The sequence below is a fragment of the Aminobacterium sp. UBA4908 genome, assembly GCF_002398115.1.
GTDB classification, from domain to species: Bacteria; Synergistota; Synergistia; order Synergistales; family Aminobacteriaceae; genus Aminobacterium; species Aminobacterium mobile.
This window is the reverse complement of record NZ_DHCG01000002.1, coordinates 559,575-583,526: the sequence shown is the minus strand read 5'-3', so window position 1 is coordinate 583,526 and position 23,952 is coordinate 559,575. Positions and strand designations below refer to the sequence as shown.

26 protein-coding genes and 3 tRNA genes are annotated in these 23,952 nt (G+C 44.3%); all 29 read left to right on the top strand.

Annotation, left to right across the window (positions count from 1 at the left end; translation table 11 throughout):
• Positions 1 to 3: 3 nt before the first annotated feature.
• On the top strand, positions 4 to 672 hold the full coding sequence (locus tag B4J50_RS03715) for a flagellar brake protein (RefSeq protein WP_286846248.1): 669 nt from the start codon (positions 4 to 6) through the stop codon (positions 670 to 672).
• A 12-nt stretch (positions 673 to 684) separates the two neighbouring features.
• Positions 685 to 1,752, top strand: a complete 1,068-nt coding sequence (locus B4J50_RS03710) for a protein-glutamate methylesterase/protein-glutamine glutaminase (RefSeq protein ID WP_286953931.1) — start codon at positions 685 to 687, stop codon at positions 1,750 to 1,752.
• Between the two features lie 57 nt (positions 1,753 to 1,809).
• Entirely contained in the window at positions 1,810 to 3,834 is a 2,025-nt protein-coding gene (locus B4J50_RS03705; protein ID WP_034326222.1) for a chemotaxis protein CheA, read from the top strand.
• A gap of 20 nt (positions 3,835 to 3,854) precedes the next feature.
• Positions 3,855 to 4,484: a chemotaxis protein CheC gene (locus B4J50_RS03700; RefSeq protein WP_024821737.1), complete on the top strand. Its 630-nt coding sequence runs from the start codon at positions 3,855 to 3,857 to the stop codon at positions 4,482 to 4,484.
• A gap of 3 nt (positions 4,485 to 4,487) precedes the next feature.
• Positions 4,488 to 4,982 (top strand): chemotaxis protein CheD, encoded by a 495-nt coding sequence (locus B4J50_RS03695; RefSeq protein WP_024821738.1) that lies wholly within the window; start codon positions 4,488 to 4,490, stop codon positions 4,980 to 4,982.
• A 15-nt stretch (positions 4,983 to 4,997) separates the two neighbouring features.
• A complete protein-coding gene (locus B4J50_RS03690; RefSeq protein ID WP_286846245.1) occupies positions 4,998 to 6,113 on the top strand; it encodes a hypothetical protein in 1,116 nt (371 codons plus the stop codon).
• A 19-nt stretch (positions 6,114 to 6,132) separates the two neighbouring features.
• Complete coding sequence (locus B4J50_RS03685) at positions 6,133 to 6,876, top strand: sigma-70 family RNA polymerase sigma factor (protein ID WP_286846244.1); 744 nt, start codon at positions 6,133 to 6,135, stop codon at positions 6,874 to 6,876.
• Positions 6,877 to 6,889: 13 nt separating this feature from the next.
• Positions 6,890 to 8,485 (top strand): DUF342 domain-containing protein, encoded by a 1,596-nt coding sequence (locus B4J50_RS03680; protein ID WP_286846243.1) that lies wholly within the window; start codon positions 6,890 to 6,892, stop codon positions 8,483 to 8,485.
• Between the two features lie 47 nt (positions 8,486 to 8,532).
• Positions 8,533 to 8,841, top strand: a complete 309-nt coding sequence (locus B4J50_RS03675; RefSeq protein WP_286846242.1) for a hypothetical protein — start codon at positions 8,533 to 8,535, stop codon at positions 8,839 to 8,841.
• Between the two features lie 35 nt (positions 8,842 to 8,876).
• Positions 8,877 to 9,437, top strand: a complete 561-nt coding sequence (locus B4J50_RS03670) for a hypothetical protein (protein ID WP_286846241.1) — start codon at positions 8,877 to 8,879, stop codon at positions 9,435 to 9,437.
• Positions 9,412 to 10,041, top strand: a complete 630-nt coding sequence (locus B4J50_RS03665) for a hypothetical protein (protein WP_286953930.1) — start codon at positions 9,412 to 9,414, stop codon at positions 10,039 to 10,041. The genes B4J50_RS03670 and B4J50_RS03665 overlap by 26 nt, the downstream gene beginning before the upstream one ends.
• 105 nt (positions 10,042 to 10,146) lie before the next feature.
• Positions 10,147 to 10,563: a S1 RNA-binding domain-containing protein gene (locus B4J50_RS03660; RefSeq protein WP_024821745.1), complete on the top strand. Its 417-nt coding sequence runs from the start codon at positions 10,147 to 10,149 to the stop codon at positions 10,561 to 10,563.
• Entirely contained in the window at positions 10,560 to 11,156 is a 597-nt protein-coding gene (locus B4J50_RS03655; RefSeq protein ID WP_333593016.1) for a DUF501 domain-containing protein, read from the top strand. The genes B4J50_RS03660 and B4J50_RS03655 overlap by 4 nt, the downstream gene beginning before the upstream one ends.
• Positions 11,157 to 11,173: 17 nt before the next feature.
• Positions 11,174 to 12,571: an argininosuccinate lyase gene (gene argH / locus B4J50_RS03650; protein ID WP_286846238.1), complete on the top strand. Its 1,398-nt coding sequence runs from the start codon at positions 11,174 to 11,176 to the stop codon at positions 12,569 to 12,571.
• An 84-nt stretch (positions 12,572 to 12,655) separates the two neighbouring features.
• A tRNA-Lys gene (locus tag B4J50_RS03645) sits at positions 12,656 to 12,731 on the top strand.
• Between the two features lie 4 nt (positions 12,732 to 12,735).
• A tRNA-Glu gene (locus B4J50_RS03640) sits at positions 12,736 to 12,811 on the top strand.
• A 16-nt stretch (positions 12,812 to 12,827) separates the two neighbouring features.
• A tRNA-Thr gene (locus B4J50_RS03635) sits at positions 12,828 to 12,903 on the top strand.
• 205 nt (positions 12,904 to 13,108) lie between these two features.
• Entirely contained in the window at positions 13,109 to 14,116 is a 1,008-nt protein-coding gene (locus B4J50_RS03630) for a phosphotransferase (RefSeq protein WP_286846237.1), read from the top strand.
• A gap of 35 nt (positions 14,117 to 14,151) precedes the next feature.
• The gene (cobC, locus tag B4J50_RS03625) at positions 14,152 to 14,802 is read left to right on the top strand and encodes an alpha-ribazole phosphatase (protein ID WP_024821749.1); all 651 of its coding nucleotides are present in this window, start codon (positions 14,152 to 14,154) and stop codon (positions 14,800 to 14,802) included.
• An 82-nt stretch (positions 14,803 to 14,884) separates the two neighbouring features.
• Positions 14,885 to 15,475: a sigma-70 family RNA polymerase sigma factor gene (locus tag B4J50_RS03620; protein ID WP_286846236.1), complete on the top strand. Its 591-nt coding sequence runs from the start codon at positions 14,885 to 14,887 to the stop codon at positions 15,473 to 15,475.
• Between the two features lie 49 nt (positions 15,476 to 15,524).
• Positions 15,525 to 16,154, top strand: coding sequence for a hypothetical protein (locus B4J50_RS03615; protein WP_286846234.1), 630 nt, complete (start codon positions 15,525 to 15,527; stop codon positions 16,152 to 16,154).
• 35 nt (positions 16,155 to 16,189) lie between these two features.
• Positions 16,190 to 17,926 (top strand): BamA/OMP85 family outer membrane protein, encoded by a 1,737-nt coding sequence (locus B4J50_RS03610; RefSeq protein WP_024821752.1) that lies wholly within the window; start codon positions 16,190 to 16,192, stop codon positions 17,924 to 17,926.
• An 18-nt stretch (positions 17,927 to 17,944) separates the two neighbouring features.
• The gene (locus B4J50_RS03605) at positions 17,945 to 19,189 is read left to right on the top strand and encodes a hypothetical protein (protein WP_286846233.1); all 1,245 of its coding nucleotides are present in this window, start codon (positions 17,945 to 17,947) and stop codon (positions 19,187 to 19,189) included.
• 14 nt (positions 19,190 to 19,203) lie between these two features.
• Positions 19,204 to 20,253 carry a UDP-3-O-(3-hydroxymyristoyl)glucosamine N-acyltransferase gene (gene lpxD / locus B4J50_RS03600; protein WP_024821754.1) on the top strand — a complete coding sequence of 350 codons (1,050 nt, stop codon included), beginning with the start codon at positions 19,204 to 19,206 and terminating at the stop codon, positions 20,251 to 20,253.
• A complete protein-coding gene (lpxC, locus tag B4J50_RS03595; RefSeq protein ID WP_024821755.1) occupies positions 20,250 to 21,086 on the top strand; it encodes a UDP-3-O-acyl-N-acetylglucosamine deacetylase in 837 nt (278 codons plus the stop codon). Before lpxD ends, lpxC begins: the two co-directional genes overlap by 4 nt.
• 18 nt (positions 21,087 to 21,104) lie before the next feature.
• Complete coding sequence (gene fabZ, locus B4J50_RS03590) at positions 21,105 to 21,554, top strand: 3-hydroxyacyl-ACP dehydratase FabZ (protein WP_024821756.1); 450 nt, start codon at positions 21,105 to 21,107, stop codon at positions 21,552 to 21,554.
• A gap of 7 nt (positions 21,555 to 21,561) precedes the next feature.
• Complete coding sequence (gene lpxA / locus B4J50_RS03585; RefSeq protein WP_024821757.1) at positions 21,562 to 22,368, top strand: acyl-ACP--UDP-N-acetylglucosamine O-acyltransferase; 807 nt, start codon at positions 21,562 to 21,564, stop codon at positions 22,366 to 22,368.
• Positions 22,358 to 22,855: a KdsC family phosphatase gene (locus tag B4J50_RS03580; RefSeq protein WP_024821758.1), complete on the top strand. Its 498-nt coding sequence runs from the start codon at positions 22,358 to 22,360 to the stop codon at positions 22,853 to 22,855. The genes lpxA and B4J50_RS03580 overlap by 11 nt, the downstream gene beginning before the upstream one ends.
• Positions 22,839 to 23,951: an LptF/LptG family permease gene (locus B4J50_RS03575; protein WP_024821759.1), complete on the top strand. Its 1,113-nt coding sequence runs from the start codon at positions 22,839 to 22,841 to the stop codon at positions 23,949 to 23,951. Before B4J50_RS03580 ends, B4J50_RS03575 begins: the two co-directional genes overlap by 17 nt.
• Position 23,952: the final 1 nt, after the last annotated feature.

Below are 23,952 nucleotides of genomic sequence, written 5' to 3'. Positions count from 1 at the left end.
CAGATGGATTTTACTCAGTTCTCTCCCATGTTAAAAGAACATATCGGATCAAAAGTCTTGCTGGACATTCGAGCAGGTCTTTATAAGGGACATTATCCTTCTCGGCTGGAAGATATGCGATGTCCCTATCTCGCAGTGGCCCACCCGATGTTGAAAGGAGCGTTGTTGCCGACCCATAAGAATCTAGAACTGGCTCTTTCCATTGAAATAGATGGGGCTCTTTATGAGACTCAGGCGTCTATTTTACGCAGTTCCATAACAGACCGCGTCCCTCTTCTTTGGCTTGAACCGATGGGGGATGTTATACGGCTACAGAGACGGCGTTTTGTTCGTGTCCCTTGTATATTTAAATTAGATCTTTGCTTCCTGGATGAAATAGGGCATACTGTGTTTTCTCCCCAAAAATGGTTTTCAATGATGGCGAAAGATATCAGTCTGGGGGGATGTGCTTTACGAGTGAATTTGACTCAGAGAAAATTTTTTGAAAAAGGTCGCCGTTGTCTTTGTCGACTTTCTTCCGCTGATGTAGTTTTTCTGGTTTTTGCTTCAGTGGCCAGAGTTCTCGAAAAAACAGAAGATGCTGAAGTGGGGGTATCTTTTGAAGTATTACCTCTTGCCGCAGAAAGAAGCCTTGGTGCTTTTATTCGTCAACAGGAACTGACCAATAGATAGGAATGGGTGGAAATGACAGAAACAATAACGTCTAAAGTAAAGGTTTTGGTAGTAGATGATTCTTCTTTCATGAGAAAAATAATTAGCGATATTCTTAGCTCAGACCCACATATAGAAGTGGTAGGTACAGCGAGAGATGGGGAAGATGCATTAAGGAAGATAAAGATATTGGATCCCCATGTTTTGACTCTCGATATGGAAATGCCAAAGCTTGATGGACTTCAGACTCTTAAAGTTATTATGAAAGATTATCCAAGACCTGTTATCATGGTAAGTAGTGTAACTCAAGAAGGGACTCAGGCTACTTTTCAGGCCCTTGCCACAGGAGCGGTAGATTTTGTGGCGAAACCTTCCGGGCACATATCTCTCAATATGAAGGATGTGGGAGAGGAGCTGATAGCTAAAGTTTTGGCAGCGAGCACTGCCATGCTGTCAAAGCAGGATCTTTTATATGAGCACCCTATTTATATTCCTAAAGGGGGAAACGAGATAAAGAAGCAGCCCCCTGAAATAGTGGCTATAGCAGCTTCAACTGGTGGCCCTCGGGCGTTGCAGTATGTCCTTTCCGAACTTCCGGGGGATTTCCCTTTAACTATAGTTGTGGTTCAACATATGCCTCAGGATTTTACCCCATCTTTTGCAAAACGTCTTGATGCCGTATCAAAACTTACGGTAATAGAGGGGTACCCTAAGGCGCCCTTAAGGCCTGGAATGGCGGTGATAGCCCCAGGAGGTTTCCATCTCTTGGCACGCCGTACTGTTGACGGGAAATTAATATGTGAGCTTTCGGATTTACCGCCCCTCCTTTCAGTAAAACCGTCAGCAAATATGCTCTTTACGAGCCTTGCTGACGAAGTTGGGGGAAGAGTCTTGGGCGTTATATTAACTGGAATGGGTCGAGATGGTGCTGATGGGGCGGCATTATTGCATAGCAAAGGAGCTTATATTGTTGCTGAGTCGAAAGAAACATGTGTGGTGTATGGAATGCCACGCTCGGCTGTGGAGGCTGGGATTGTCGATGAGATAGCGCCTCTTTATAACATCCCTACTGTGATAACGAGATATATTGAAAATAGCTAGAATAGATTTTTTTGAGTCCATTTTACGAGTGAAAATTGTGGTTGGAGATGATGCCCAATGACAGGAATAGATTTGAATCAATATCTAGGTGCTTTTTTGGATGAAGCTACTGATAATCTCTTACATCTTGATGATCTCCTTCTTGAAATAGAGAAGGACCAAGGCAATATGGAGGTCATTAACGAAATCTTTCGTTCAGCTCATACGTTGAAGGGAATGTCTGCCACGATGGGGTTTGATCGGATGTCAACTCTTACCCATTCTATAGAAGACAGGCTCGATAAAGTACGTCGTGGAGAAGCCCAATTGCAGAGTGGCGACATAGATTTGCTTTTCCGCTCTCTTGATACTCTGCAGACCATGGTCGAAGCTATTCGAAATGGTGATAAAGACACCTCTATCTCTATAGACGATCTTATAGAAGCCCTTCATCAGACTGTTCCTCAAAAAGATGAAAGACAAGAAGAAAATACGATACATGAAGTTCTCTCAGACCACGAGGAACAATGGATTCATGAGGCAAATAGTCTTGGAATGGATGTCTTTAAAGTAGATGTACGTCTTTCCAAGGAGTGTATGCTTAAAGCTGCTCGTGCGTATATGGTTGTTAATCGATTAGATGAGATGGGAGATATTATTAAAACGGCCCCTCCAGTTGAGGATCTAGAAAATGAAAAATTTGATCGCTCTTTTGAAATATATATAGCAACTCATGATTCTGAAGAATCTCTACAGGAAGCATTATCCAGAATCAGCGAACTTGAAAAGGTTTCCATAGAGAAAGCAGGGTCTCCTTCTTGGAGAGAAAAGGAACAGGAAAAAGTAGGCACTAAGGATGTTTCTTCTTCCCCAGAGAAAGAAGTTGTAGCACGAAGTAGCGCAGAGTCAATTACTCAGAACGGCCCCTCTCGTCATAACGCATCAAAAAGAGCGGGGCAGACTGTACGTGTCGACATTGGCCGTCTCGATAAATTGATGAACCTCGTGGGAGAACTTGTGATCGGGAGAGCCAGAATTGAGCGCCTTGTTCAGGAAGCTCGGCTGCGTGACTTTGATGAGCCTCTCTCTCAGTTAGGGCGTATATCTGGAGATATTCAAGAGTTGGTGACGAAGTTACGGATGGTTCCAGTTTCTTTTATATTCGATCGTTTCCCTCGTCTTGTACGAGATCTCTCCAAATCTATGGAAAAGAAAATTAATCTGCAAATAGAAGGACAAGATACAGAGCTTGATCGAACAGTGATCGATGAAATTGGAGACCCTCTTGTTCATCTTATTCGGAATTCCATTGATCATGGCATAGAAAAGCCTGAAGACAGAGTTAAAACTGGTAAAACAGATACAGGCGTCATTAAGATTTCTGCTTACCAGGAAGGTAGCGGTGTCATTATAGAAGTGGACGACGATGGGAAAGGAATAAACTCAGATCGAGTCCGTGAAAAAGCTGTAGAAAAAGGGTTTATCACTGAAGAAGAAAGCTACGGCATGACTGAGGAAGAACTGATTCAACTTGTTCTTTTGCCAGGCTTTAGTACTTCTGATGCTGTAACGGATATTTCTGGACGAGGCGTTGGTATGGACGCGGTCAAGACGAAAGTAGAAGCTCTTAGCGGCCAATTTGAAATAGAAAGTATGCGTGGAAAAGGGACTCGTGTTTTAATACGTCTTCCCCTTACGCTGGCCATTGTGTTGGCGTTGCTCGTTAAAGTTGGTGACGAGATATATGCTATTTCTTTGGAAAATGTAGAGGAAACAATTCTTGTTCGTAAAGAGGACATTAAAACAATGCACGGAACTCCTGCCACTCTTTTGCGCGGCGATGTGTTGGCACTTTCAAATCTCGCCTCTTTGCTGGGGACTCATTTGGAGACATATCAACAGGATGAATATCCTGTTGTTGTGGTAAAAGCTGGGCGAAACAAGGTTGGTTTTATTGTAAGTGAATTGATAGGACAGCAGGAAATTGTTATTAAATCTCTTGGAAAGTTCCTCTCTAAAATTAAAGGAATTGCTGGAGCGACAATTCTTGGAGATGGGAATGTAGCCCTTATCCTTGATGTTGCGTCTCTCTGCACCAAGTAGAGCGAAGGAGTCAGGGGGCCATGGATCTTAAAGATTTCAGCCATTTACAGCTTGATGCCATCCGAGAAGTGGGCAATATAGGAGCAGGTAATGCAGCGACAGCTCTATCTAAACTACTTGGGAAACCTGTGGACATGGATGTTCCTAAAGCAGAGCTCGTGTCTATTTATGATTTGGGTAGCCATTACGGTCCGGCACTTAGCCTTGTTGCTGCTGTTTTTGTGCGCTCTCAGGGAGAGTTCCCATGCAGCCTTATTTTTATACAAAAAGAGGAAAATGCCCAGTCCTTGGTGGATTTACTTATATTGAAACAATTTGGCGAAGGAATCGATATATCCTCTCTCCCCCAGGAATTACGGGACAGTGCTTTGTCGGAAGTAGGGAATATTATTCTTAGCTCGTTTTTGAACTCTATTAATATGTTTGTAGGCAGCACCTATTCCATATCTGTCCCAGGTGTAGCCCACGATATGTTGGCTGCTGTCCTTGATGTCGTTATCTCTATTTTTGGGCAGACGGGAGATACTGCTCTGGTAGTAAACACAACTTTGAGATTAGGTGAGTCAAGTCTCTCTGTTCAAGGAAATGTGGTTATGATTCCAGATCCCGGTTCTCTGGAAGGACTGCTAGAGAAGCTGGGGGTACAGTAAACGATGGCAAATACCTTTCACGTTGGAATGGCAGATTTAGTTGTCGTCACGGCTCCAGATGTTCTTGTCACACTAGGCTTGGGATCGTGTATAGGTCTCGTCATTTATGATTCTGTGGCAAAAGTGGCAGGGATGGCTCATATTATGCTTCCAGAAAGCAGGGGAGGAAAAGAAAGCACGATAGATAAGCCTGGCAAATTCGCTGATACAGCGGTCCCGGCATTAATAGATGCAGTTTGCAAGAGAGGGGCTTTACGGTCCCGTTTAAAAGCAAAATTTGCAGGAGGGGCCCAGATGTTTTCCATCCCAGGAGCCCAAACTGATTTTTTAGCAGTTGGAAGTAGAAATGTGCGACAGACATCAGAATGGCTTAATAAATATAAGATTAAGATAGTAACAACAGATACTGGCGGTAATAGAGGGCGAAGCGTAGAGTTCTCTACAGAGACGTGGATGCTTTCCATAAAAACGCTTGGTCAGGGGAACAACGAGATATAAGGAGGGGAGAGGACTGTGGTGGATAATAGCCAGCAGAATCTAGCAGCAGGAATAGAAGCAGAAGAAAATCAACCAACAGTTGTAAAAGAAGATGGCGAAGCTGAAGTCGAAGTCCAGGAAACGCAACCTCTTCCACCAGAAGTAGAGGAAGAACTCTGTTCTCTCTTTCATTGTACTCCTGGGTCTTTGCGAGCAGTACTTTCCACTGTTCATGAGAACCCCAAGGAACTTTTAACGCTTTTAAAATCCCTTTCCCCCTCGTACGTTGCTATTAAGGTTCGTTTTGATTCTCACAAACGAGGCGAGGCGGGCGGTGCTTTTTGCCTTCTTTGTAGAGGAACTTCAGGTGAAATTTTCGATGAAACATATTGGGCTTCAAGCAAAGGAATTCCTGAAGGATTTGAAATTAATGCTAGTTGGGAGTCAGTTCGGAAAGCAATTATTGATTTGCGAGGCCCCGATTTGCGGGCTCATTTTGAGAAAGTTCTCTGGAATAAATTACGAGGAGCTGTGCGTGATATTTTAAGTCCTACACAGGTCAATCTTCTTTTTTCTTCCGAATCTCCTGGAGCACAGGTAATAGAGAAGCTTCAAGAAAAGTTAAAAGAAGTTTTTCGTACAGACCTAGATTTTGTAGTTGTTTTTGAGCGATTTAACAAAGCTCGTCTTGAGCTTTCTGGGCTGTCTGAAGGAGATGAACGTGTTCCTCAAAAGGAAGATAATTCTTTATCCACAGAGTACATTAAAGAGCGTGGAATTTTTATTCCTTGCTCCTCCATTGTCGATCCAGTACGAGGAGAGGCTGCCTCAGAACTTACTGCCGGGGATAGGATATGGGTTTCTTTTGATGATACCGGTCTTTCCGGTTTTATAAAAAGAACTCTTCAACAGACTGGTGAGATGTCTGTTTTTCCTGTCCAAAGTGTTGAAAAGCTTCCGAGTGGACTTGTATTGGTGAGAGTAAGTATATCTGAGGGTATTTACGGACAAATACGGTTATCTGGTGATATTAAAGTAAAAGTAGAAGAAAGTGGGATTCGCATACGGAAGAATCTTTTTTCCAGGAAAATTATATTGATGATTCCTTTAGCTCTATTTATCTTCTGGCTCTTCTATTTGCTATTACGATGAGAGGTTGTGGCGCGCAGGAATGAAAGAGAGAGATCAGGAACTCTGGACTCGTTATTTTAGAGATCGCTCAGAAGCCGCGAAGGAGGAAGTTGTTTGCCGATACCTCCCCTTAGTGAAGTATGTGGTAGGTAGAATGGCTGTTTCTCCCCCTTCTGGGCTTGATTATGATGACCTCTTGAGTTTTGGAGTGTTTGGTCTTCTTGATGCAATAGATCGCTTTGACCTCGAAAAAGGAGCAGCCTTTCAGACCTTTGCTGTTCCGCGGATTCGAGGCGCAGTTTTAGATGAGCTTCGTAAGTATGATTGGATTTCCCGAACAGGAAGGGAGAAGATACAAAAGCTCAATCGTGCTGTAGACAAAGTCTTGCAAGATCAGGGCGTTGTTAGTGATGCAGTGCTCATGAATGAGCTTGAAATGGACGAAAAAACATATAGAGAGACTTTGGAAATAGCTAGCCGCAGCTATATCGTTTCTCTCGATGAAGTTTTAGCTTTAGATGATGGAGAAGTTGTACGAGAGGGCGTTCTTGCTGACGATGCGTCTTCAGCTCTGGAGGTCTTGGAAGAGTCTGAAGAAGTGGAAAAGGTTGTTTCTGCTCTCGAAAAACTTCCTGAACGAGAAAGATTTGTCATATCCCTTTATTATTATGAAGGTTTGACCTTAAAGGAGATTGGAAGTGTTCTTGGGGTAACAGAATCAAGAGTGTCTCAACTCCATGGCAAAGCTTTAGTAGCCTTAAGAAGAATGCTCCAGGCCAAGTAAGGGGGGCTTCAGTATGGGAGAGGCGTCTTTGCGTTTAGAATTCAAGGAGGATGGTATCTATCTCGTTTCACTGGCGGAAGGTATGCCAGACTTGAGTGATGTTGTTGACTTACTGAAACAAAAGGGCGTAGAAAACTACGATGGAGATGCGATTGTTGCTTTTCTTAAAGAAAAGCAACAAGAACCTTTCAAGATCGCAGAACGAGATCCGGCCAATGAACGGGATGCTGTTGTGGAGGTGCAAATAAACGCTGATGGTATGAGCGCAGACCTGCGGATATCACCTCCTACTGGAGATAAACCTTGGCCGACTGTAGATTTTCTGCAAAAAAGTCTTGCGGAAAAGGGTGTTGTTTTTGGGGTAGATACTCATGCTTTAGGGAGAATTGTTCAGGAGCGCATTATTAATGAGTGGGTTCATGTTGCCTCAGGACAGTTGCCACAAGATGGCAAAGATGCACAAATTGATTTTTCTGTTCAATTCGGGGAAAGCAAACCTAAGGTTACAGAAGATGGTGGAAAAGTAGATTATCGCAATATGAATACTATTACCATTGTGTTAAAAAACCAGCTTCTCGCCACAAAAACGGTACCCACTGAAGGTCATAGCGGAATGACAGTAAGGGGTATTCCTGTTGCGGCAAAGTTGGGACGGGATTATAGCCTCCCTGTGGGCAAGGGAACTTATATTGCGGAAGACGGCCTTTCTTTGCTTGCCTCTACAGATGGGCATTTGACTCTTTCCCAGGGGAAGCTCAATGTAATACCTGTCTTTACTGTAGATGGAGACCTCGATTATAGTGTGGGAAATATTAACTTTATAGGTACCGTGGATATTAAAGGATCTGTTCGAGAAGGCTTTGAAGTTGTTTCTTCTGGAGATATTCAGATACGTGGAGTTGTTGAAGGGGCTCGTTTGTCGAGTAAAGGGAATATCGCTCTTTCTGGCGGGGTGCGAGGCATGGGGAAAGCCCGAATAGAAGCTGTTGGTAATATAGAGGCAGCTTTTGTGGATCAATGTCTCGTAGCGAGTAACGGGACGGTTCAGATAAAGAATGCTATTCTCCATAGTGACGTTTCAGCTAATCAATCTGTTGTTGTTTTAGGAGGAGCTAAATCGCAGATCGCCGGAGGTCGGATACAGGCCGGGGTAGAGGTGCTTTGCCAAACTTTAGGAAGCGAAATGGGAACTAAAACAGAAGTAATAGTAGGGGTTTTGCCAGAATATAACGAGAGAAAAAAGGAATTGCAAACGCTTATAACTGCGTTAAAAGACAAGGCAGATAAGGTGGAAGCGAATCTTTCCTTTCTGAAAAAACTTGAATCTGCTGGAGAAATTGATGATGGGAAGCGAGAGCTTCTAATTTCTCTCACCAAAAACAAATTCCAAATACAAGCGCAGCTTATCAAACATGAGGATGAGTTGCAATCCATTGAAGCGAGAATAGAGACAAGTCGCTCCAAAGGCCGAGTTCGAGTTAAGGGGGTCTGTTACCCTGGCGTTTCTGTGACAATTCGAGGAGTTACATATATAGTTCGAGAGGAACAGCGTTTTGCTGCCTTTATCTATGAAGCTGGAGAGGTTCGTGTGAAGCCTTTTGATTTTTAAATCGTCCCCCCAGTAAAATGAAAGGGGCTATGTGAGGAGAGAGTCGAATGGTTGTAAATCCTTTGCACTTACAGCTTTCTCATTGGAATGTAGAGCAAAATGCGCAGAATGTTCGAGAACAAAACTCCCCTGCATCCTTAGCCGGACAACAAGGAGAAATTGTGGCAAGTTCTTTACAGAAAGAACAGACGGTGCAGGGTGGAGAAGAATCTGCCAGAGGCCAGAAGGCAGATTTGAAGAAAAAGAACGATAGGGGTAAGAAAAAAAGGAAAAGAGAGAACAGCCTTCATGCACGCCGAGAAGAGAAAAAAGAAAAATGTGCAGAAGGCAAAGATGGTTTTGACCTCTATGCGTAGCAGCTAATTTTTTAATTCAAGAAAGGACAGCTTATATGACAACAAATAAGCAGCTTGGGTATTTGTTAATTGAGGAGAATAACAATACCTACCGAGGGGCAGTGCTGATAACGGATTTTCGTGGTATTCCTATGGATTTTAGATATACTGACCCCGTTTCTCCTACTCGCATCGAGAGAGTTTTATATGGTAACGCTTTGGATGTCTATCTCCGAGAGGAATTGATCCTTCAAAGTCTCGTTTCCTCGGTAGAAATGAAGCCTGTCTTATGGATATGTCGTGAAGATTCTTTTTTAGCACCCTTGCGGAAGGTTTCTAGAGGAAAAGTGGTTACCCTTTCCGATACAGCCCGTTCCTTTTTAAACCAGACAGGAAATATGGAGCCTCAAATAGAAAAAGGAGTATTTCTTCTCCAGGTAGATCCGGTGAGCTCTCCCCTTCGTCTCTGCGTTGAATCTGAGAGGGAAGGAGAGGCTAATGATATCTCTGCCATTCTTGTAGAAGCTGCTCGTACCATGGAACTATTGGAGCCTTTCACGCGTATAGAAAAAGCTCTCCGTGCAATAGAAGATGAGCGAGAAAACTCCCAGGCTTAATTTCCTTAAATTAAGACAGACGTTGGCGCGTCTTTTCTTAGGGCGAATAGCAGTGTATTCTCTGAGTAAGGGGCCGAGATGTGTCAGGGTGGCAACTTTGCGCTGTATTGTGGATGTCCACCGAGTACTCCCTGAAGTGCATATTTCGTCTTTATCATTGTTAAGCAAAATTGAACCCCGAAATCTTTCCCCTCAAGGAGGAGTTATTTTACATAAAAAGTGCTCTTCTTATAAGATCTCCTTTTGCGGAACAGGTTGCCACGTTGCTTGTTATAGTGCTTTGCTGTCTCTCCCCCATATTTACGACGGGAGAGATAAAATGTTTTTGTTACCCCAAACTCGGCAAAATCGCTCTTCGTACATTAGAGAAAAGCTTGGAGAAGACGGTTTGATTTTTCTTGCATATTTTTCTCCTGTTATTCAAAAAGCCGTATTGAAAAGTATTTTAAATAAAGAGACTGGAACTCTTTTGATTTGGTATAATTCCCAGAGTAGGTCTTTTTTCTCTCAGGGGTTGGCGCTTTTTAGCCCTATAGGAGGGAAGGGTGGATTGGTCTGGAAGTGGATAGAACTGCCCGGCGAAATTCATGATGTAAATCATTGAGTTGTCCCGTGGGGGTGATGTACGCAAAGGATATTATTCAGACAATCACTAAGTGTGCCTGAAAAAGGCCTTTCACATTCATTTTTTTGGAGGGTAGAAAAGCTGATGGTAGAAGAAAAGAGGAGTGACCAGGCTCCGGTACAGGTAGGAGACACGGTCGAATGTGAAGTGGAGCAGATCATGCCTTATGGAGCATTTGTGCGCCTCTCCACGGGACAGAGGGCTATGATTCATATTTCTGAGCTCTCGTATAATTATGTCAAGAAAGTAGAGGATGTTCTTGCCATAGGGCAAAAGGTGAAGGCGAAAGTTATTAAGATTGATGAAAAGAACAGGATTGATCTTTCGCTTAAAAAAATGGAAGAACGACCCCCCCTTCCCTCTGCTCCTAAAGAAACCGAGGATAGTTTTGAAAAGAAACTTTCTAATTTCCTCAAAATAAGCGACCAAAAGATAGCTGATTTGAATAGCAAGCTCAACAATGCGAAAGCCGCAAAACGCCGGAGTCGTAAAAGTAAATGACAGGAAGAAATAGATGGGGGAGCCAAGGCTCCCCTGCTTTTTATCCTTACATCTCCTTACTGGATATGGACGTTATAAGGCGCCAAATGTCTCGACGAAAATTTGACGATCGAATAGTATTAGGGGTGGCTTCTCGTTGTAAATGGGGGTATCCACAGACGCTCATTTGTAACCCAATAAAGAGGCAAGAACCTTTCCCTACCATATTTTGGTTAAGTTGTCCTTTCCTTGTTCAAAAATGCGGGGAGCTAGAATCCCAACAAGGAGTAAAAGACATGGAATCCTTTCTTTCCTCTGGAGTCCCACTCCAAAAGTGGGTGCAGTATCATTTAGCACATCGAATGATAAAGCTAAGCTTGCTGTCTTTAGGAACTAAAAATTTTTTTCGTAAACGTCGAAGATGTCTCTGGGCGGCCTTGCAAAGTGGTGGGATAGGCGGCATTCAGAATATTAACTCCTTCAATGTAAAGTGTCTTCATCTTCAGATGGCTTCCTGGTTAGGTCTTGGATATCATCCCGCAGGAACATGGCTGGCACGTCGTTTCCATGAGATAGATTGTTCCACTCCTATGCAACAAGGATGCTTAATCTAAGGGGGGCTATTAATATTATGTGGAAAGGGCGATTTAGTGGGAATACCGCTGATATAGTTCTGAATTATTCCCAGTCTCTAGACGTAGATTGGTGCCTTGCCCCTTTTGATATACAAGGAAGTTTGGTCCACGCTCAGATGCTTGTTTCTGTAGGTCTTCTAACGCCTGCCGAAGGATTACGGATGGAACAAGGGCTCAAACAGATATTGCGCGAAATTGAAGAGGACAAATTCAAGCCCTCCATTGAACTGGAGGACGTACATATGAACATTGAACATCGACTTACAGAGATTCTCGGCTCTCTTGGAGAAAAGCTCCACACAGGAAGAAGCCGTAACGATCAAATAGCAACGACGGTTCGCCTTTTCCTTCGAGATAAACTCGCAGATTTTCAAGAAAAGATGAGAGCCCTTCTTGAAGTTTTGCTTGGGAGAGCCAAGGCGCATCTTTATGTGGTAGTGCCGGGGTATACTCATTTGCAACAAGCTCAACCTATTAGTTTAGGTCACTATTGGATGGCTCATTTCCAGGCGTTTCGGCGAGACTATACACGCCTTCAGGCAGCTTTAGATGGCATGCAAGAGTGCCCTCTTGGATCTGGCGCTCTTGCGGGCTCTACATTGCCCTTAGATCGCTTTTTCACATCTGAGGCCCTTGGTTTCCAGTCCCCTTCAGAAAACAGCTTGGATTCTGTTGCGCAGCGAGATTATCTTCTCGACTATCACTATTTCGCTACGGGATTTGCCATCCATTGTAGTCGTCTCTCTGAAGACCTGGTTATTTATAACTCTCAGGAATTTGGCTGGATTAATCTTCCAGATGCTTTTTGTACTGGCTCGAGTATGATGCCGCAGAAGAAAAATCCTGACGTTCTCGAATTAACTCGTGGGCGAACAGGGCAAATAATAGGGCATCTTCTCGATTTGATTATTTCTTTAAAAGGATTACCCATGACGTATAATAGAGATCTTCAGGAAGATAAAAGAGGGCTTCTGGCTTCTCTTACCGCAGTGGAAGCTATACTTTCTATCTTTCCTCCTTTCCTGTCTCAAGTAGAGGCAGATCAGGACCGGGCGATTTTAGGATTTCAAAATGGATTAACATTAGCTACGGATGTAGCGGAATATCTTGTCGGCAAAGGAATCCCTTTCCGAGAGGCTCATTGGAAGGCAGGACAGGTTGTACGTTACTGTTTAGACCATAACCGTTCCCTATTTCAACTTTCCCTCTCTGAATGGCAAGATCTCGTCCCAGAAGTGGAAGAGGATCTTCTTCCTCTCTTGGATCTTAAGACAAGTGTATCTCGTCGCCAGACCTATGGTGGGACCTCTTTTTCTGAAGTAAATCGCCAAATAGATCATGGGTGGAACTGGATAAAAAGTATAAAAATAATAGAAAACAAGGCGAAATCCTGAGATTTTTTAAAGAGGGGCTTGACTTGCTGCCTTTTTTCTGTAGAATAAACCCTTGCGTAACGGCGGTTACGAGCTGAGAGCAATGAGCCGTTAGCTCAGTAGGTAGAGCACCGGACTTTTAATCCGGGCGTCGTGGGTTCGACTCCCACACGGCTCACCAAAGCGGTCCCATCGTCCAGTGGTCTAGGACACAGCCCTTTCAAGGCTGCGACACGGGTTCAAATCCCGTTGGGACCGCCATTTTTTAGTCCATACTGCCGGTGTAGCTCAGTTGGTAGAGCAGCGCACTCGTAATGCGCAGGTCGGCGGTTCGAGTCCGCCCGCCGGCTCCATATCATAGAAAAATAGGCTTTGTGTCTTGTTGCTGGGAAAGCAAAGGGCGCAAAGCTTTTTTTGTGTTTCCCCCTCCGTAGAGAAGTTTTGTCTTTCCATGAAAATACTGCTATATATAATATATCTAGATATTTAATTAATCATAGAAGATTTAATTATAATAAAGTTACATTCTTCTCAAAACACAAAGGAGGCCTATGCTCAGTGTTGTTATCGCGTTTTTTCGATGAAATTTCTACGCATCATTCAGAGCGAGGGTATATTATAGACGCCCGAACATTCCGCCTCCCAGGCGGAGAATTTTGTGCTGAAATTTTATATAAAGCCCTGGGGTATGTTCCGGAATTTGTTGTTCGTTTACGGCAAGGATGTGGTTCTAAGCCACTTCTTATATTTGACCGGAAGACAAAAGAGAAAATGAAACTTTATTGGGCTCGGACTCGGGAGGCTGCCAGAAATATAGTAGAAATAACGTCTCTTTTGGAAGCGAAGAAAGTTCCCATCCCTAAAGTTTATAGACAGATTGGGCCATACATTCTTTCTCAATGGATAGAGGGCGTTCCGCTGCGGAAACAACTTCCTTTTAGATACGCGAAAGCTATGGCTCGTTACCAGTCTCGTTTCCATGGAGCTAGTGTAGACTCTCCAATAGATAGCTCTCTATATGTCCAGAGGATTCTTTCTTTATTCCAAAAAAAGAGGTCTGTGTGGCTTTCAGGCATGAGTAAAACAGATGTAGATATTTTATACTCTCTTTTAAGGGAAGAGGCCCCAGTGTCCCTTGCAAAGGGCATTCGTCATTCGGATATTCGCACATATAATCTAGTAAAAAGTAAAGACGGTTCCATTTACTCTATTGATAATGAAAACCTGCGAAGAGGAGTTGGGTTCGAGTACGATATTTTTAAAACTGTCTATTTTACATTCAGGAAAACCCCATGGCATATCCCGCGATATTTAATCGAGAGCATTTATTTTATCCCTCATAACACTATTTTAGCGGGATGGAATTTCTGGAATTTGCTTGTTTATGGAGCTAGCTTCCTTTTTGAGATAGAAATAAAGGGCGGTAAAAATGCGGAGATATACAGAAAGATTTTAAAAGAAGCTGCTTCTCTGAGAGAAAAAAGTTCCTCGAAGGGGGATATATTTTTTCAAAAATCTCTTTATAATGCTATCTTTTTTCTAGAGAGATCGGAGAACGGGGTATAATAACTCGAAGTTGATTGTATGAAGGAGAATAAGAATTGGCACTTAAACAGATTCTTTTTGTAAGACATGGACGTACCGATTGGAATAACGAACAAAGATATCAGGGGCATAGTGATGTTCCGCTTAATGAAGAGGGACTTGATCAGGCGAGGAGAGTTTCGTTGCGTCTCGCGTCCTTTCAAGCAGAGCTTATTGTTTCCAGTCCTTTGCAGCGAGCCGCTCAAACTGCCGCTATTATAGCTGAACATCAAGTTTCCACCTCGATCCTTCTCCGGAAGGGGCTGGAGGAAATAGGTTTTGGAGAATGGGAAGGGTTGACTGTCACAGAGGTAGAGGCATGTTTCCCTGAGGAGCATCGTCGTTGGCGTCAGGATCCTTCTTCAACGGTCCCTGGAGGTGGAGAGTCTTTTAGTAGTGTTCAGCAGCGTGTGGACAATGTCCTTAAGGAGATTATGACACGCGAGGAAGAACGAATTCTTGTTGTTGCTCATGGTGGAACTATTCGAACGGCATTAGTAAGCTTATTAGGAGTAAGTTCATCACTTGTGTGGCGAATGAGGTTAGATAATTGTTCTATTTCCTGTATTCAGGCTTATCGAGGTCTCTCTATGCTTTCATTCTTGAACGATGCTACCCATCTTTATGTCGAGAGTGAACTTGTAAGAGATCTTCCTATTTTGTTGTAGGTAACTTCACTTAGACAAGGAAGCTATGAACTGGTAGAATTTTCGTAATCGCTCTATGATGCGGCGAGGAGGGGGAAGACTGTTGGGCGAAACATTTGATGATAATCGATCTACGCGCCTTTCTCCAGAACGAGAGGCTCACCTCTGGATTCGATGTCATAAAGATGACGAAGCGAGAGAGGAACTCATTATATCTTATCGTCCGCTTGTTTTTTGGTTAGCGCAAAAGTTTCAGGTAGTCCCATCTTCTTATCCTGACCTGGTTCAGGAGGGAATGCTGGCTCTTATTAAAGCTGTGGATAATTTTGAGCCAGAGCGACAATTAAAGTTCACGACGTATGCGTTCTATCGCATTAAGGGGCAAATGGTTAACTTTCTACAGAGGTCTGAGGCAAAAGCTCCTGTTCCTGTAGATGTGGAAGAGGAATTGGTGGCAATGGACAGCTTTTCTCCGGATCTTTATGATCTTTCCCTCACTCTTTCTCATGAGGTCAAAAAATTGCCTCAGAGAGAAGCAGAGATTGTTGCGGATATGTTTTTTAAAGGGCATGATGCAAAGGAAGTTGCTCAGGAGCATCATATCGATGTAAGCCACGTATATCGCCTGAAGCGGAATGCTCTAGCGAGGCTTCGTAGCTGGCTCTTGCCAGACCATGCCACTAAAGAGATATGACTGGTGATAATGAAAAGAGAAGGCTCATTATTCCGGGAGTGGTGGAAGTATGGAAAAACGTATCTTAAGGGTTATGCGATGGCTGGAACGGTGTCTTTACGCATCAAGAAGGAAGGCGTGGCACAATGCTTTATCTGAAATGGAATGTGCCAGAGCAGAACTGGAAGAAGCACGACAGGAGTTGTGGCGACTTGCTGCTTGTGAAGAAAAGGCAGTACACGGGAAAACGACTCTGGGTTTTGTCGTGAAATCCCTGGGCCTTGCCTTTCTTTTCCTTTGTGCAATCTCCGCACCTCTCTCTGTCCCCATGCAGAATGCCCACAGGGTTTTAGTAGCAGATCGTTCCCAGGAACCGGTTCTTGAATGGCTTACCATTGATGAACAGGCGTTGTTAACGGCTTTACGTCGCAATCTTAGCGAAAGCAATATAGAAGCTATGCGACAAAAAGGGAAAGAGGAGGAGGGGAAACCGTATCAGCTCCCTCGTCTGGATAGGGGGCCGACAGCAGTAGCGCTGAGAAGTGAAAAATCTACTATTGTGGAGACAGAAGGACAACGGAATATAGAAGGCAAGGAAAACGAAAAAAATATATCCCTCGATCGGATTTTGACTCTTGTGCAAGTGGGGCAAAAAGCCCTTCGCGATCAGGGACCAGCAATCGTTGTTAATCGGCAGTAATCTTTAAGCACCTTTTCCGGAAGGAGAGATCGTGTGTGAAGCGATCAATATGTGTTTTTTTCGTATGTGTTGCGTTAGTGGGGCTTCTCTGTAATGGGGTTGGGGCTCAAGAGGCGAACGTGGCTTCTCTTAGTGTTCGTGGCAACGAACATGTGGTAGCAGAACATATTCTTTCTGCGGTTGGCACCAAAGCAGGGGAACCTCTCAATAAAGAACAGCTTCAGAAAGACGTGGAAGCCATTTATGAATTGGGATTTTTCTCTTTTGTTGATGTAGATCTTTCGGCTGCAGAGGGAGGAGTTGCTGTTGCGTACGTAGTTAAAGAGAATCCTGTCGTCGAAAAAATAGAGCTTTCCGGAAATACTGTTTACAGCGATGAAGAGTTACTGAAACTTGTTTTTACTACACCAGGGACGGTCTTTAATAGGGTCTTTTTTAGGCATGATCTTGAGCGTATCCAAGAAAAGTATCAAAAAGATGGTTATGTCATGATGCGCATAGCAGACGTGCAGATTGAAGGCGGCATTATTAATGTCCAGATTTTAGAGCCTGTGGTGGGTGATATTATCATCCAGGGGAACACAAAGACGAAAACCTATGTCATTGAACGGCAGATTAAAGTAAAAAAAGGCGACATATTTAACGCAACTGTTTTGCGTCATTCCATTAATAAAATTCAGATGTTGGGATATTTTGAAGATGTAAGTGTAGGTTTTGAGCCAGGCGATTCTCCTATGGCTACAAATGTTATTGTAACGGTAGAGGAGAAGAAAACTGCCTCAGTGGGGCTTTCCATTAGCCACGGAACGGAGAGCGGTTGGTCTGGCGGTCTCTCGTATACGGATGTGAACTGGAAGGGAAAAGGGCATAAAGCGGAAATAGGTTTTGAAACGGGAGATAATGAGCAGTACTGGGTCTCTTACACAGAGCCTTATATGGATGAAATCCATTATTCGTGGAAAGTCGGAGCTTACAAGAGAATGTGGGAAGATCGAGGGTACTATCGAGACAATATAGAACGGCTCGAATACGATGAAGAACGGACAGGGGCCTATATTGGCGCCGGGAAAAAGTTCTCTCATGATCCTTTCCTGAGCTGGTATCTCACCCTCGACTGGCATGATGTGGATGTCTCCAATATTCGAGAGAAAAATTCTGCTACAGAAGCGGATAAAGAAGATTTAACGAAGGGCACGACCTTCGCAGTTCTTGGAACCTTGACAAGAAACACTTTAGATGAATATTTGAGTTACTCGAAAGGGAATATTATAGATCTCAACGTAGAGCATGCTATGGATTTTTTCGGGGCTGACTGGACGTATACAAAGTACTGGCTCCAGGGACGTTTTTATGCCCCATTAACAGGATTCAAAAATTTCTTCGACCTTAACATTGGAACAGAAGATAACCCTCCAATTTTTGCGGCGAGAACTCGAATAGGCTTCTCTTCAGGAACTATTCCTTCTGCTGAGCGTTACTCTGTTGGTGGTACAAATACTCTTCGCGGCTATGATGGAGGTCAGTTTGAAGGGGACGAAATGTTCCTGGCTAATTTAGAATTCCGGTTGCCCATAGAAAAAGCTTTTGGTTTTGTACTCTTTTACGATACTGGAAATGCTTGGAGAGGCCAAGATAATTTTAGCCTTTCCGATCTCCATGATTCTTGGGGAGTGGGCGTGCGGGTGAAAACCCCTCTCGGGAACCTTCGGCTTGATTACGCTCAAGGAGAAGACGAGAATAAAACCCACTTTGGTTTCGGAGAACTCTTCTAAGGAGTGAGACCATCTGTTATGGTGAAAAGGTGCGGGGCTGTAGCCGCTGCGTTTTTGGCTGCGGCCCTTCTTTTTGTTGGCAGTCCTCTCTACGGGGCTGTTAAAATCAAAGGAATGCAGCCTTGGATGCAAGGTAGCGCAGAGAAAAGTCTCAATGCTGTGTGGCAGGAAATGGAGTCCACAGTTCCTCTTGCAGATCGCCTCTCCATGTTAACTCTCGTAGCAGAGCGCCTTTTCCTGGGATACTCCATTAAGACCCCCCAATGGAGTGGGACTGATGTACTTTTGCCAGTTTCATCTACGAACCCTATTTTATGGCAGGTACATGTTATTCAACCTGTTTTACCTTACCCCACAGACCAGTGGTTTTATAAAGATACGAAAGATCTACAGTCGCAGCTGTTAAAAGCTTTAGATCAAGTGCCTGTAGAAGCCTTGGGGTGGGCTGATATGGCTTTGAAACAGGAAATAGAAGCCCTATCAGGGCCTCGTTTGCCTGGTTGGGACGTATCTTTGCAGGTCCAGATCGATAGTGAGGGTGGTGGTGCCACTCTTAATGTGGCGTTTTTACCACAACAACCATTGGTTCTTGCTATTACACCTACTGTTCAATCATCTTCGCTTCCGGTTGCTTTTCAGTCAGATCTGAAAGATAATCTCCAGTCAGGTCTTTTCCCGGTCATTGGGCTTCCTGTTCAATGGGTGGACGTTCATAAAAAAGAAGTAGAAGAGCTGGCAAGACAATCTCTTGCAGGTCGTAATATAGTGGAAAATTCCAAAGCCCAGGTAGATGTCGCCTTTAAACCATCGCAGATAGCGAAAGCTGATGCAGTGGTAGAAAGCCCCCGTTTTACAATTCAAGCTTGGGCAGCTGCTTATGGGGGGACAGATGATAGATACCCGGAACTGGGGCTTCATGTAGGAAGAAAGGCTCTTCCTCTAAGCGGTTGGGATGTAGAGCTTTATGGGGAATGGATCCTTTCGACCAATGACTGGGGGCTTGAAAGCCGTTGGGGAGCTCGCTGGCGGTACTTCCCTCGCTTGTTGTTCGGAGTGGAATTGGCATATCCGGGAGAAGAAATATGGTGGCGTTTTTGGTTGACAGGAAAAGTAAAACAGCCGTATTTCTGGGTTCGTTTTAGCGAAAACAGCGAAAAGAACATGGGAGTGGGGTATCGGTTGAATGAGTTTTTATCTATAGAATTGCATTATGACGAGCGCGATGATGACCAATGGAGCATTCGCGCTGTAGGAAATTTGTAAGGGGGACGGCGAGAGTGAAAAAAGTGCCTGACGTTTCCGTGACGCTCCGTCAAATCGCGGATTATATTGGCGGGACAGTGGTGGGGGATCCTGAGCATGAGGTTCATGCTGTAGTTTCTCCTGAAAAAAGTGCAAAAAATACAGTTTCTGTTATTTGGGAAGAACGAGAACTAGGGAAAATGGGGGGTGAAGGGTTTCTTGTGGGGCCTCCATCTTTTTTTAATGGCCAGAGAGAGGGAGTTCTGGTCTCAGATCCTAGAGAGGCTTTTGTCAAGCTTCTTTTTCTTTTCAAAAGTCCAAACAAGAGGGGAAAGGGTGTTCATCCCACGGCACTAGTAGCTGAAACAGCTCGCATCTCACCTTCTGCTTTCATAGGACCTTTTTGCGTGGTAGAGGATAACAGCGTTATTCACGATCACGTTGTACTTGAAGCTCATGTTTATATAGGGGCAAATTGTGAAGTGGGTGCTCACTCTGTTATAGAGCCCATGGCTGTCTTATTTTCCGATGTTTTGGTAGGGGAAAGAACTCTTATTCATAGCGGTGCTGTTATAGGTTGTGATGGGTTTGGAATTATCCCTTCTCGTTGCCCCAAGGAGCGGCCTGTCAAAATACCTCAGGTAGGTGGTGTGGTAATAGGGGACGATGTGGAGGTGGGAGCCTGTTCCACCATCGATCGTGGTACTCTCGATAATACGTATATAGGAGCTGGAGTGAAAATTGACGATCATGTTCATGTAGCGCACAATGTGCGGATAGGCGAGAATTGTATTCTTGTCGCCATGACGGGGTTAGCGGGAAGTACTGAGCTTGGGGAAGGCGTTATAATGGCAGCCCGTAGCGGAGCTAAAGACCACGTAAAAATAGGAGATCGTGCCCAAGTTGCGGCCATGAGTGGAGCTGTTAAAGACGTAGCACCTGGAGTAGTGGTGTCAGGGTTTCCTGCGAGGGACCACAAGGAACATTTCAAAGCTCAAGCTCTTTATCTGCGATTGCCTGAAATATTCTCCAGGTTGAGGGAGCTTGAGAAAAAAATAAAAAGTCTAGAAGAGGAGAAAGAATGACCCCTCTTTATACGCTGGCTTCCCCAATAATTTTTAGAGGGGTGGGGCTTCACTCAGGCGCTCCATGCTCTGTGGAGTTGAAACCTTCCACAGAGGATCGGGGTATTCTGTTCAAAATCAATGGTGAATACTTCCCCTTGAATAGTGCGGAATTCTCTGGGGATGGTCGAGGAACAGAGCTTCTTTTCCCTGGTGGCAGAAGAGTAAGGACAGTGGAGCACCTTTTAGCAGCTTTAGGGGCTATGGAAATTGGTCAGGTTGTGGTTGCTGTAATTGGTCCGGAAATTCCTATACTAGATGGGGGTTCTTTTTCTTTTGCGAAGGGAATACAGGAAGCAGGACGAGCGACAACAGGAGTTTTGAGCGAACCTTTAAAACTGCTCGTTCCTTTAGTGGAGAAAGACGAGACAGGGAATCGGATCCTCATGGCTTTCCCAGAGGATTGCCTCTCTATAACGTATATTATCGAATATTCGAATCCGGTAATCGGTACGGAGATATTTGACTTTCGAGTAACACCGGAAGGTTTTTTAACCCAAATAGCTCCTACGCGTACCTTTGCTCTAGATGAAGAAATGGATGACCTGATAGGTCGGGGTCTTGCAAAAGGCGGAACTCTTAGCAATGCTATTCTAGTAACAGGAAAAAAAGCAGAAACTGAGGGAGGTCTTCGTTTTCCTAACGAATTTGTTCGTCACAAAGTCCTCGATATAATTGGAGACCTTACGTTGCTTGGGCGCCCTCTCCATGCTCATATTGTGGCTATTAGGACAGGGCATGAAATGCATCTTCGGCTGGTTCGCCGGCTCAGAGCGTTGGAGAGCCGCTGCTAGTGAAAGGAGAACGTAAAAATGATCAATATCGATAGGATAATGGAAGCACTTCCTCATCGCTACCCCTTCCTTCTTGTAGATAGGATATTGGAGGTAGAAGAAGAGAGAGTTGTGGGGCTTAAAAATGTCTCTATTAACGAACCTTTCTTTCAAGGCCACTTCCCTGGAGAGCCTGTAATGCCGGGAGTCCTGATCCTTGAGGCTATGGGGCAAGTAGCAGCTATGATGATTATCTGTCGTCCCAATATGGGAGATATGATTACATATCTCACCGGCGTTGATAAAGCGCGATTCCGTCGGCCAGTTCGCCCTGGCGATCAACTTATTACCACTGCTGAAATAAAAAAAGTTCGAGGCCGTGTAGGGAAGGTGTGGGCCAAAGCGGAAGTAGATGGAGAATTAGCGGCGGAGGCAGAATATAGTTTTATAATGGCGGAGCGGCTATCTGGAAAGACAACGGAGGATTAAGAATAATATGAGCGTAACTATTCATTCAACAGCTCTTGTGTCTCCTCAGGCTGAAGTGGAAGATGGAGTTGTTATTGGACCTTATTGCATAGTTGGAGATCGTGTTCACATAGGTAGGGAAACAGTTCTCGAAGCATACGTACGTATTTTAGATTACGTTGAACTCGGTGCAGAATGTCATGTTTTTGAAAATGCGATTCTTGGCAGAGAACCCCAGGATCATGGTTTTAAAGGGGAAGAATCGTGGGTGCGCATAGGAAACAGCGTTACATTAAGAGAAAATGTTACAATTCACCGAGCCAGCGGAGAAGGGGCGGTGACGTCGGTGGGGGACGGCTGTTTTATTATGGAAGGTGTTCATTTAGGGCATAATGTGCACATAGGGAAAGGTGTCACCATAGCGAACAAAGCTGGGCTGGCTGGGTATGTTTCTATAGATGATGGAACAGTTATTGGCGGCATAGCAGGCATACATCAGTTTGTTCGGGTTGGACGCTACTGCATGATCGGAGGACTTTCCAAAATTGTCAAGGATGTGCCTCCTTTTCTTCTTGTCGATGGGCATCCTGCCTCTGTGCATGGTATCAATCAAGTAGGATTAAAAAGGGCGGGTTTTTCTTCTCATGATCGAATGGAAATAAAACGTCTTTATCATAATCTGTATCATTCAGGCCTTCCCTTCAGATCTGCTGCGGAAAACATAGAAACAGAAAACAACCCTAACGCCGCAGAAGTTGTTGCTTTTATTCGTCAGGCCAAAAGAGGTATCAGTCCCTGGCCCAGAGAAATAAGGAGAGAAGACGATGACCATTAAGCTTCTTGCTCTGGATGTAGATGGTACGCTTACTGATGGTGGCGTCTATCTCGATGGGCGAGGCAGCGAGTTTAAACGCTTTGATATCCAGGACGGCATGGGAATTGCGAGGTTGCGTAAAAGCGGTGTCCATATAGCTATTATTAGTGGCCGTTATTCTTCTGCTACAGAAGGCCGTGCCCGAGAGCTTGGTATCGATCTCATTTATAACGGAGTCCCCAATAAATATGAAACTCTTCTTGCCGTAGCGAAAATGCTGGATCTTCTCCCCTCAGAAATAGCCTATGCCGGAGATGATGTAAATGATGTTGAATGCATTACCTGGGCAGGTCTAGGCTGTGCTGTGGCTAATGGAGTAGAAGAAGCTAAAAAAGCAGCAGATTTTGTTACCGCTGCATCAGGGGGGCGCGGGGCTGTAAGAGAAATAGCAGAATATATATTAAGAAACAACAAAATAGAGGAAACAGGGTGTGGCTCTGGTGCGTAGACACGGTAGAGGTATTCTCGATCGTTTCATTTTAAAAGAGATGGCAGGGCCTTTTATCTTCGGTGTAATGTCTTTTACCATGGTTTTTGTTGCGGGGGATCTTCTTTTTCAGATCGCCAGTTTGATTATTGAGAAAGGAATCTCTCTCGGTGTCGTGGTTAGACTTTTCCTCTATCGCTTACCAGAGGTTATTATTCTTACCCTTCCCATGGCTTGCTTGCTCTCTTCGTTGTTGACATTCGGCAAGCTTTCGGCGAACAGTGAACTAGTAGCGTTAAAGGCGTCAGGAATTGCTTTCCAGAGGATTTTACGCCCTGTCATTTGGGGGGCGATTATTGTAGGTTTTGCTGCATTGATTTTAAATGAAACTGTCGTTCCTTTTTCAAATCGTGCTGCTGAAAACCTTATGCGCTATGAGGTAATGCGAGAGAAGCCTTCTCTTTTGCAGGAGCAGGTTTTTTTGCGAGACGAGAGCCAGGGAGAGTTGAATCGAGTTATTTACATCGAAAAGCTCCAGCCCCGAAAAGGAACCATGAGTAACATCTTGGTTCAAGAATTTGAAAAGGGCAAACTTCGAAGAATAACTGTAGGAAAAACGGGACTATGGAAAGATGGGAAATGGTGGCTTAATGATGGGGAAGTCTATCAGGTTGGAGAGACGGGCAAAGTTGAGCTTCTTTTCCATTTTGATCGCCAGCATTTTGAATTAGACCTCTCTCCTCAGCAAGTAGAACAGGCGTCACGGAAACCTAAGGAGATGAGCGCCACAGAGCTTTTAGTCCACATCCGACTTCTCAAAGCTCAGGGGGCTAGGCTTGCTCCTCTTTGGGTTATGTTCCATCTTAAATTAGCTGTCCCTTGGGCCAGTGTTGTGTTAGCTATATTAGGCGCCAGCCTTGGAGTCCGTTCTCATCGGACAGGATCTGGAGTCGGATTTGGTTTGAGCGTTGTTATTGTTTTTGTTTATTACGTGGTCATGTCTTTTTGTAAAGCCTTGGGAGAAACAGAGCATATGATGCCTTTTATAGCGGCATGGTTACCGAATGTGCTCTTCCTTCTCGTAGGGAGTTTCTTTGCTCGGAAGGCGAATGATTAAA

What these genes read in the sequence shown, in the direction of transcription:
- B4J50_RS03715 (WP_286846248.1), top strand. Translation starts at nt 4, where the DNA reads ATGGATTTTACTCAGTTCTCTCCCATGTTAAAAGAACATATCGGATCA.
- B4J50_RS03710 (WP_286953931.1), top strand. Translation starts at nt 685, where the DNA reads ATGACAGAAACAATAACGTCTAAAGTAAAGGTTTTGGTAGTAGATGAT.
- B4J50_RS03705 (WP_034326222.1), top strand. Translation starts at nt 1,810, where the DNA reads ATGACAGGAATAGATTTGAATCAATATCTAGGTGCTTTTTTGGATGAA.
- B4J50_RS03700 (WP_024821737.1), top strand. Translation starts at nt 3,855, where the DNA reads ATGGATCTTAAAGATTTCAGCCATTTACAGCTTGATGCCATCCGAGAA.
- B4J50_RS03695 (WP_024821738.1), top strand. Translation starts at nt 4,488, where the DNA reads ATGGCAAATACCTTTCACGTTGGAATGGCAGATTTAGTTGTCGTCACG.
- B4J50_RS03685 (WP_286846244.1), top strand. Translation starts at nt 6,133, where the DNA reads ATGAAAGAGAGAGATCAGGAACTCTGGACTCGTTATTTTAGAGATCGC.
- B4J50_RS03680 (WP_286846243.1), top strand. Translation starts at nt 6,890, where the DNA reads ATGGGAGAGGCGTCTTTGCGTTTAGAATTCAAGGAGGATGGTATCTAT.
- B4J50_RS03675 (WP_286846242.1), top strand. Translation starts at nt 8,533, where the DNA reads ATGGTTGTAAATCCTTTGCACTTACAGCTTTCTCATTGGAATGTAGAG.
- B4J50_RS03670 (WP_286846241.1), top strand. Translation starts at nt 8,877, where the DNA reads ATGACAACAAATAAGCAGCTTGGGTATTTGTTAATTGAGGAGAATAAC.
- B4J50_RS03665 (WP_286953930.1), top strand. Translation starts at nt 9,412, where the DNA reads ATGAGCGAGAAAACTCCCAGGCTTAATTTCCTTAAATTAAGACAGACG.
- B4J50_RS03660 (WP_024821745.1), top strand. Translation starts at nt 10,147, where the DNA reads ATGGTAGAAGAAAAGAGGAGTGACCAGGCTCCGGTACAGGTAGGAGAC.
- B4J50_RS03655 (WP_333593016.1), top strand. Translation starts at nt 10,560, where the DNA reads ATGACAGGAAGAAATAGATGGGGGAGCCAAGGCTCCCCTGCTTTTTAT.
- argH (WP_286846238.1), top strand. Translation starts at nt 11,174, where the DNA reads ATGTGGAAAGGGCGATTTAGTGGGAATACCGCTGATATAGTTCTGAAT.
- B4J50_RS03615 (WP_286846234.1), top strand. Translation starts at nt 15,525, where the DNA reads ATGGAAAAACGTATCTTAAGGGTTATGCGATGGCTGGAACGGTGTCTT.
- B4J50_RS03605 (WP_286846233.1), top strand. Translation starts at nt 17,945, where the DNA reads ATGGTGAAAAGGTGCGGGGCTGTAGCCGCTGCGTTTTTGGCTGCGGCC.
- lpxC (WP_024821755.1), top strand. Translation starts at nt 20,250, where the DNA reads ATGACCCCTCTTTATACGCTGGCTTCCCCAATAATTTTTAGAGGGGTG.
- fabZ (WP_024821756.1), top strand. Translation starts at nt 21,105, where the DNA reads ATGATCAATATCGATAGGATAATGGAAGCACTTCCTCATCGCTACCCC.
- lpxA (WP_024821757.1), top strand. Translation starts at nt 21,562, where the DNA reads ATGAGCGTAACTATTCATTCAACAGCTCTTGTGTCTCCTCAGGCTGAA.
- B4J50_RS03580 (WP_024821758.1), top strand. Translation starts at nt 22,358, where the DNA reads ATGACCATTAAGCTTCTTGCTCTGGATGTAGATGGTACGCTTACTGAT.